Here is an 8304-nt window from a genome sequence, read left to right as displayed (position 1 = left end):
GTACCGTAATAACCTGTGTAGACAAAGGTATTAATGACAATGTTGACGACATTGCTACTACTGCGTATTATTTAACAGATGAAGAGTTGGCCAAAATGAAAGAAAGCAATATCAACACAATTAGATACGAGATAAAATGTGCTGAATGCATATCAAATCCTATTTATGAAGGAAACTTCTCTGCATCAAATAAAGGGGTAGCTGAAACTGACTTTACATCTGTGGTTGATGATTTTTTTAACGAATAAAAAGTAAGCCATGTTTATTCAATCATCTACAATTTTGACAGGCTATTTCTTAAATGGAAACCACAAAAAAACTCATCATCAGCATTCTCAACAGGAACATTAATTAGTTGTGAATACAGGTCAACTAAAATAGCTGATAATTATTATGATAATAAGTAAACATTAATTATACTTGTGGTTCTATACTATATTAAAAAAGTAGCTTATGAAGCCAGTTATTGTTACCCTTAGTTTGATGTTTATCTCTTTGTTTTCAATTTGTCAAACATGTGAAGAGTATATTGAATTTGTTAAATCTGAAAGTTACGGAACTACTTATTCAAGTTATGACAGTGAAGCTATTTCTGAGGTTACTTTTTATGATGTAATGATCGATTATCAAACTTATTACTTTGCGATTGTTTGCTTTAAGAGAGAATATTCTTACAGTTGTTCTGAATATATTTATCAGGTGTCCTCAAATACTCAAATAAATTATTCTACAAATTACCTTAATAGTGCTGGTAAAGCGTTTTGGAATTATATTCATCCCTACAATAAAAACTTAGGGTGTGCTCCAAACTTCTAATAAGTCTACAAATACCTTTGCTACCTCGTAATTGCATCGTAATCCCCTTCATTTCTAAACCCTCTAAACCTTAAACACTAAACATTTTAAACTTTAAACTCTCTACATCCAACTCACAATTGCCAGGAGAGGAGCGAGGCTTTTTGACATGATTCCCTCATTTCCAGCTTCAAAAGAGCTTATATTCATCAGTTAATAAAACATATTACAGGCAGATGTTGGTAGTTACGTGATAATTTTGTAATTATGAGGGTGGAAATAGAGTAAAGAAGAAAATTATTTAACGGGCACTTTGGCAAGCTTAGTGGTTTGTGCCAGGTTTGTTCTTCTTGGCTAAATTTGTCATGAGCGGGCAGCTAACTGCTTCCAAAAGTCCCACGTTTCTTAGCTGCGACACGTTGTGTGTAGTAGGAGGCTGAAAAAATTGAAAAATAAAAATATGACTACATCTTTGACACGACAATAAATGAAACAAATGACAATGACATAGAGTATTAAAACGACATAAAAGAGTTCGCGTTGCGGACGTTTCTTTCTCAACAAAACGACCAAATAATAAAGAGTACAGTGAAATGGCTGACAAACGCGCCCGAATGGGCGTGTCCTCATAGCTGTTTCAATTGTACTCGGGTGCTTGTTCGTACCTGTTGAGAGTTGGAATGTAAGCAGGGGTTCACGCCCTCTTTTTTGCCGTTCATTTCAATAATCAAAATCAAAAAATCCCTTCCGAATCCCAAGGGCGGCTAAAATTCAAAACAATGAAAACAAAAAATCACATGTTGACAGCTATTGGGGTTTTCATTTTCCTAACCTCAATCTTAAGTTCCTGTAGCACCACAGACAAAGTTGTGTCTGGAAATTTCATACAAAAAAGGAAATACAATAAAGGATGGCATGTAAATCTAAAAAGAAAAACTCCAAAGACAGAGGCTCAAGAGGATAGTACCGAATATTTAGCTGAAACTACAAACGGTAAGAGGCAGGAGAATAATTCAGATCAAACAATTACAATTCAGGAACTAGAATGGGATACGGATAACATTACAGCGTACGCAGACAACTCAATTATTCCATTACAAAATAATACTCCTGTAGTGTTTCCGAAAAAGGGTGAAAACACAAAGGAGGAACTAAAAATACATAAGGAAAGAAAAGATGAGGAATGTGATGTTATCACTTTGAAAAACGGACAGGAAATTAAGGCAAAAATACTGGAAATAGATGAGGATAATATAAAGTATAAAAAATGTGGTAAAACAGATGGACCGACATATATAAAAAGTAAAGCTGATATTTTGCTAATCAGATATCCTGATGGTTCAAAAGACATCTTCTCAGATCAGAATGAGAACAAAACAGATGAACAGGCAGTAAGTCATGAGAAAAAAAGTATCGCAGGTTGGGGAATTGCAGGAACCATTCTTGGTATTTTCATCCCTTTATTAGGGTGGATTTTTGGTGGTATAGGATTAGGTCTTTTTAATCCTGAAAAACACACAGAAGGTAGTAAAACATGGTCCATTGTAGCTTTAGTAGTAAGCACTGTAGCATTTTTAATATTTTTGGCTATATTACTTTAACGATACCAATAACTCTACAAGTACTATTAAATAAACTCTAATGAAAACCAAACATAAAAAAATTATTGCTCGTGAATTTTTAATTGTGCTAAGCTGTCTGGCTCTTGGAGCAATCGTTTATTTGATGACATTGCCCTATAATTACTATATATCTATGGAAGTAGAGGCGATGCAACCAAGAATTAATTCTATAAAGAACAGACTAGATTCCATAAATTCAAAAGTAGATAGTATTGAGCTTGAGAAATCAATAGTGAGTCAGAAAGTTAGAAAATTTGAAAACTACAATGATTTTGTAGATAAAATGGAATTATCTGTTCAAGGCCCGAAAAAAGAAAATATCGGTTCAGAAGACGATAAGACTAAAGGTAAGACTGTTGATGTTACATCTAATCATCTAAGAGCTATTTATAAAAAATTAAGAGCTGATGGGTATGTCAACATGGGTTCTTCTTATTATAATTTCGAGGCTAAAATGAGCACCCCAAACAACTCTCGTAAGGTTTATGATGCCATTAAGAAACATCCAGGCATAAAAGGAGTCCCTGAAACTTATGATGATTTTGTAGATAAAATGGGATTATCTGTTCAAGACCCTAAATCAGACAGCAGCTATATCAAGCTAAACAGGAGAAAAAATAATCTTGAAAAATAGCTCAAGGTATTAAGGGAAGTTAAAAGAGAAATTGCTAAAAATCATGTAGATTTATTGAATGTTCAAAGAGAGAAAAAATTTGAAAAGCTATCATCTAATCAACGCCTTAATATTTCATTAATTTGGTTAGCTGTATTTCTTGGAATTGCATTTCCTCTTCGTTTTTTAGTGTTAGCAGTAAAATGGAGTATTAATACTTTGAAAAGTTAGGGGTTTTTAAGGTATATTTCAATTCGGTATGATCGATAATCAGCATTATTGGATAAAAGCGGGTTTGTTGATTTTATTAGATTTTGGAAATCATCATCTTGCAATAGTATAAAAAGAAATTATCTCACTCTTAAAAAATGAGTGTAGGAAAGACTTTAATTAATTATAGAACGCATCTCCCCATTTTTAATATAAACTTCAGCTTCTGGTTTTCTCAATACAAGAGATGCTAAATGCCTTTCTTCCTCTTCTTTATCATTAGTTATAACTAAGCATCCCAAATGTGAATTTTGAATTCTAAAAGAGGTGTATCTTTCTTTATTATTTTCAATTGTTATCTCTTTAATAACACCGCCTTCAAGATTCTTTTTCGTAATAATTTCTGACTTTAAAATAAAATCATAAACCTTATTAATTGTATTAAATTTAACCCACTTACCAGTGATTTCAGGGTCTAGGTCCTCATTTACTTCCCAGCAAAACTTGATTTCACTTTTGTCAGTGAAGATTAACTGTTCACCCTTTTTTAGTTTAAAACTTCTTTTCTCCATATAATATTAATTAAAAGTGTTGATACTGTCATCATCCAACACCCTCTTTAGGATGATCAGGGATGATCTCCGTTTCAATCGGTTTGCTGGGGAAGAATTTGGTGACGATAAAGCCGGCTATGAAAGCCGTTACAAACGAAGGTGCCATCACGTCAATCGCTTCAAAATACTTCCCGATGCCGTCCAGGTTCTGAACGTAAAACTTGAAAAACGGAACAGAGGTAAAACCCGTGATCATTGAGGCTATGGCTCCGCGCTCGGTGTAGGCTTTCCAAAACAACGACAAGATCATCACAGGGCAAAAAGTAGCGGCAATGCCCGACCAACCAAAAATGCTGAACCAAAACACGGTTCGGGTAGGGGACAAAATAGCTACGGAGATCGCCACTCCAAGCGCCAGTAAGGCCATTCCGAGGGTAACCATTCTCGACATTGTACCCAAATCCTTTTGATCGAGATCGGGGCGGAAAATCTGTTGGTAAAAATCGCGGGTAATCGCACTCGATGCCACAACGAGCAGCGAGTCAATCGTTGACATAATCGCAGAGAGGATAATCGCCACGTAAATAGCCGTAATGATGAGCGGAAAAGCATCGCTCACCATCATTGTGAGCACATTTTCCCCGGAATTCCCCAGTACCGCCTCGGGATCTTGTCCGGCCTCCGTAAAGAGGTAGCGACCCAAAATACCAATCGTCACAGCAGCAGCATCGGTGAGGAGCGTGAAAACCACGGCCACCCAGCGTCCCTGGTTGATTTCCTTGATATTCCTGACCGAGATAAACCGCACATAAACCTGCGGAGAACCCAAAAACCCCAGTCCGATCATTGCAAAACCGATCATCGTGGAAATGTTCATCCACATGTCATCGGAGGTGCCCCAAATACTGGTCAGAGCCGGATCTATGTTGTTGAGTCCACCGATGATGTTTTCAGAGTGATCGATCGTGAAGTACGCGACAATCGGCAAGGCCATGAGACCGAGGAACATCATGATGCCCTGGAAGAGATCTGACCAAACAACAGCCACAAAGCCACCCACAAAAATGTAGGTGAGCACGATGAGGAAGCCCACAATAGCGCCTGTGTAATAGTCGAAACCGAGGAAATCCTCAAAAGCCTTTCCCGTAATGTCGATTTGGGCACTCACGTAAATGATCACGAAAATGGCCAGTGCTGAGGAGCTGATGACCCGCAGCATGTGGGTTTTGGTTTTGAAGTGACTCTCGAAATAATCGGGAATGGTGATGGAGTTGTATTTGTCAGTTAATCGTTTAAAAGGCTTGGCCATGAAAAACCACGAAACGGCCACACCCAGCAACTCACCGATGACCACCCAGTAAGCGCTGAACCCCGCAATGGCGCCCATTGCGGTAACACCCAGGAGCAACCAACCCGATTCGCCCGTTGCACGTGCCGAGAACGCTACAGCCCAGTAACCGATTTTTTTGCCGCCCACATAAAAGTCATCCATCCCCTTGATGCGTTTTGAGGCCACAAAACCGATTAAAAATAGAATGCCAACGTAAATTCCCAGTACAACGAGCTTCGTAATCATAAAAAGGATTTAAGTTTTAAAAATTAGTCTGCTTTACACTTTGCTCTCTTCTTTGAGGTGTTCATTAGCGAATGCTTCTAAACTCTCAAAGAAGTCGAGAACATCCTGTTTGGAAATACTCGAATTGATGGTCACGAGACGGACAAACTGTTCGTCTTCATAGTGTCCGTAACCCACCATGAGCTCGGCATTTTTGTACAGCTTGCTGCAGAGTACATCAGCCGGAATATCCCTGTAGTTAAAGCAAACACTGATTGACTCATCAAAGCTGTAGAGCTTGTAATCGGTATTATCGCGAACGTAATCGCGAGCAACCTGCGCCAGCTCAAACTGGTGATCCACCAATTCTCCCAGTCCGCTCGTGCCAACGGCTTTCCACAGCGTCCAGAATTTGAGCGCGTCATTCCTGCGACCGCACTGTAGCGAGATTTTCCCAAGGTTGTAGTCGTCACCATCCGTTTGGTAGAGGTAATCGGCATCGTTTGAGAAACTGTCGTAGAGGTACTTTTTGTCTTTCACCACAATGATGGAGCAGGAGAGCGGTACCGCCAGCATCTTGTGTGCGTTGAGCGTGAATGAATCGGCATTTTGTGCGCCTTTCACTAAGTGGCGGTAATTCTCGCTGAAAATAACAGATCCGCAATAAGCACCGTCAACGTGCGACCACATATTGTGTTCCTTGCAAATTTCGTTGATCTCATCAATCGGGTCGAAAGCTCCCAGGACAGTAGTTCCGGCTGTGGCAATCACCATAAACGGGTGACAACCATCGGCTTTATCCGTTTCGATCAGATCCTTTAGTTTAGCCGTGTCCATTCGGCCTCGCTCATCGGTGGGCACATAGCGCACCTGGTTCCGACCGATACCCATAAAAGCAGCATTCTTAGGTATAGAATAGTGCGATTCCTGAGAGGTGTAAAGGGTCATTTTTTGCGAAACCCCGTCATTTTTGATGGATTCATTGAATTTATCGCGGGCCATGAGCATTCCCATGAAGTTGGTCATGGAACCGCCCGGGGCAATTGTGCCATCAGCGGTTTTGGGATAATCAACGAGGTCGCGCACTTTGTGCATGATCTCTTTTTCCACGCCAACCATAGGTCCGGCCACTTTGTACGTGTACATGGAGTTGTTGAGCATTACCGCCAACAAATCGCCCAGTACCGCCTTGCCTTTGCGGCCGCCAAAAAGTTGATTGAAAAATTGATTGGTTGCTGTGCGCGGAGTGTTAAGAACGATCTCTTTGAGCGCATTTTGGAATTTATCCTGATCAGTAGGTTGATCTTCGAGCTCTAAATCGAGCGTTTCAAATAGTTTTGATGGGTCTATGGGTTCAGCTACAGGTTCTTCTTTCTCTTTCTCTAACAGTTTGTTCGTAATCTCATTAAAGAGATCTAAGTCTTCTTTTAGCATACTAGAATTACGTAGTTTGTTTTCAATTTTTGAAGCTCGAAGATAAGTAATGTGAGGAAATGAGATAACTCGATGAGCAAAACACTCGTTTTAACGAGTAAATTGGTTTTTATACTTTTGGTCAGAACCGAAAATAAGGAAAAAACTGTATGTCTAACAAAATAACATCGATAGAAGAGTTAGTTGAAATATTGCCGAGCTGTAAGGGAAATGATTTTGTAGAACTTGCAGAACGTATTGATATACCACTATCAGACTATGAAAAATACGCGAGTTGGTGTGCTGAAAAATACACCCGTAATTGCATCGATCGCACCGATGATTATGAATTGCTTCTCCTTTGCTGGGATGAAGGACAGGACACGCCAATCCACGGACACGGAGGCGAAGAGTGCTGGGTATTGATGGTTGACGGACACCTCAAGGAGATCCGCATCAAGGAAGACGATTCCGGAAACCTCTACGATGATCGCACAGTTGACATGAAAGTAGGCGACATTTCTTACATGCACGATGACATGGGTTATCACAGTCTGCACAACATTCACAACGGTCGCTCCATGACCCTTCACCTGTACATGAACCCAATCGACAGGTGCCTTGTGTATGATGACGAAAAAGAGAAGTTCGAAACAAAAGACATGCACTACGACACCGTTAAAGGCGAAAAGGCTGAAGAGTGCAGTGTTGAGCTGGAAATGGCGTAGGGGAGTTTAAAGTCCTTTTTGTATAGAATCAAGTACTTAAAAACTCATCAGGGACGAGTAACTAATTTTGCTTTTACACGAAAATATTGCTACTAGTTTTTAACGGCCTCTAGAACTGACGCGTAGAATTTCAGAAAAAGAACCAAGGTCAAGGTTAAGGTCGAGTGTAGATAATGATAAACTCATGTTCAGGACTATTAAAGTAATATTTTTATAAAATACTAATTATCAAAATCTTGTAAATATTCATAGAACTTTCTCGACCTCGGCCTCGACCACTGACGCATGCGGGCAACACCTCCGGCTCAACCTTAATGAAACTTCACTTCCTCTTGGTTCCTTCAACTTTTCTAAAGTTCCGAACTTTAGAAAAGTTCTTTATCATGATTTAAGATTACTGAACATTAGATAAGTGCCTTTAGGCACGGGTAACATCTATCTCCGGGTGATAACCCGGAGCCAAAGTTTACAAACAAGCCTTTGAGTGCCGTAGGTACGGTTCACTTTTTATGGAGTTGCTACATTTGATCGGACAGTAAGTTAAGGTGAAATATTTACTTTTATAAATCCTTAACGATTATGAAGAAATCAAGAAAGAAATACAGCAAAGAGTTTAAAAGAAAGGCTGTTGAATTGAGCAATGTACGTGGTGATGTCCGAGAGATATCTGAAGAGTTGGGCATCAATCCTAATTTACTCCATCGTTGGCGCAGAGAGTTCTCAGCTGATCCAGACCTGGCATTTTCTGGCAATGGTAAGAAGCAGCAAAGCCCTGAAGAAGAGGAAATATCACGATTAAAGAAACAGCTGAAGG

9 protein-coding genes are annotated in these 8304 nt (G+C 39.5%); 6 read left to right on the top strand and 3 right to left on the bottom strand.

Features of this window, described 5'->3' with window-relative positions; translation table 11 throughout:
* From RI557_RS10910 to RI557_RS10895, 4 genes are all read left to right on the top strand, one after another.
* Positions 1-248, top strand: a 248-nt coding sequence (locus RI557_RS10910; RefSeq protein WP_310683758.1) for a hypothetical protein, incomplete at its 5' end; no start/stop codon positions are given.
* Between the two features lie 205 nt (positions 249-453).
* Positions 454-816, top strand: a complete 363-nt coding sequence (locus tag RI557_RS10905; protein ID WP_310668277.1) for a hypothetical protein — start codon at positions 454-456, stop codon at positions 814-816.
* A 758-nt stretch (positions 817-1574) separates the two neighbouring features.
* Positions 1575-2396, top strand: coding sequence for a hypothetical protein (locus RI557_RS10900; protein ID WP_310668276.1), 822 nt, complete (start codon positions 1575-1577; stop codon positions 2394-2396).
* A gap of 40 nt (positions 2397-2436) precedes the next feature.
* Positions 2437-3051 (top strand): hypothetical protein, encoded by a 615-nt coding sequence (locus RI557_RS10895; protein ID WP_310668275.1) that lies wholly within the window; start codon positions 2437-2439, stop codon positions 3049-3051.
* A gap of 365 nt (positions 3052-3416) precedes the next feature.
* On the opposite strand, the gene RI557_RS10890 is transcribed toward RI557_RS10895, so the two are convergent.
* From RI557_RS10890 to RI557_RS10880, 3 genes are read right to left on the bottom strand one after another with little or no spacing between them, the layout of a single operon-like run.
* A complete protein-coding gene (locus RI557_RS10890) occupies positions 3417-3812 on the bottom strand; it encodes a hypothetical protein (RefSeq protein WP_310668274.1) in 396 nt (131 codons plus the stop codon).
* Positions 3813-3843: 31 nt separating this feature from the next.
* Positions 3844-5370, bottom strand: coding sequence for a sodium/proline symporter (locus RI557_RS10885; protein WP_310683755.1), 1527 nt, complete (start codon positions 5368-5370; stop codon positions 3844-3846).
* Positions 5371-5403: 33 nt separating this feature from the next.
* Positions 5404-6783, bottom strand: a complete 1380-nt coding sequence (locus RI557_RS10880) for an aminotransferase class V-fold PLP-dependent enzyme (protein WP_310683753.1) — start codon at positions 6781-6783, stop codon at positions 5404-5406.
* Between the two features lie 149 nt (positions 6784-6932).
* Here RI557_RS10880 and RI557_RS10875 point away from each other — a divergent pair, with 149 nt between their 5' ends.
* Complete coding sequence (locus RI557_RS10875; RefSeq protein ID WP_310683751.1) at positions 6933-7490, top strand: cysteine dioxygenase family protein; 558 nt, start codon at positions 6933-6935, stop codon at positions 7488-7490.
* Positions 7491-8069: 579 nt separating this feature from the next.
* On the top strand, positions 8070-8304 hold a 235-nt coding region (locus RI557_RS10870; RefSeq protein ID WP_310683749.1), incomplete at its 3' end, for a transposase.

The organism is Salibacter sp. (assembly GCF_031581065.1).
In the GTDB taxonomy this organism is placed as follows: domain Bacteria; phylum Bacteroidota; class Bacteroidia; order Flavobacteriales_G; family Salibacteraceae; genus Salibacter.
Note: the sequence above shows the minus strand (reverse complement) of the source record. Positions and strands in the feature narration are given on the sequence as shown.

Excerpts from the sequence above, each read along its gene's own strand:
- RI557_RS10905 (WP_310668277.1), top strand. The coding sequence starts at position 454 with ATGAAGCCAGTTATTGTTACCCTTAGTTTGATGTTTATCTCTTTGTTT.
- RI557_RS10900 (WP_310668276.1), top strand. The coding sequence starts at position 1,575 with ATGAAAACAAAAAATCACATGTTGACAGCTATTGGGGTTTTCATTTTC.
- RI557_RS10895 (WP_310668275.1), top strand. The coding sequence starts at position 2,437 with ATGAAAACCAAACATAAAAAAATTATTGCTCGTGAATTTTTAATTGTG.
- RI557_RS10890 (WP_310668274.1), bottom strand. The coding sequence starts at position 3,812 with ATGGAGAAAAGAAGTTTTAAACTAAAAAAGGGTGAACAGTTAATCTTC.
- RI557_RS10885 (WP_310683755.1), bottom strand. The coding sequence starts at position 5,370 with ATGATTACGAAGCTCGTTGTACTGGGAATTTACGTTGGCATTCTATTT.
- RI557_RS10880 (WP_310683753.1), bottom strand. The coding sequence starts at position 6,783 with ATGCTAAAAGAAGACTTAGATCTCTTTAATGAGATTACGAACAAACTG.
- RI557_RS10875 (WP_310683751.1), top strand. The coding sequence starts at position 6,933 with ATGTCTAACAAAATAACATCGATAGAAGAGTTAGTTGAAATATTGCCG.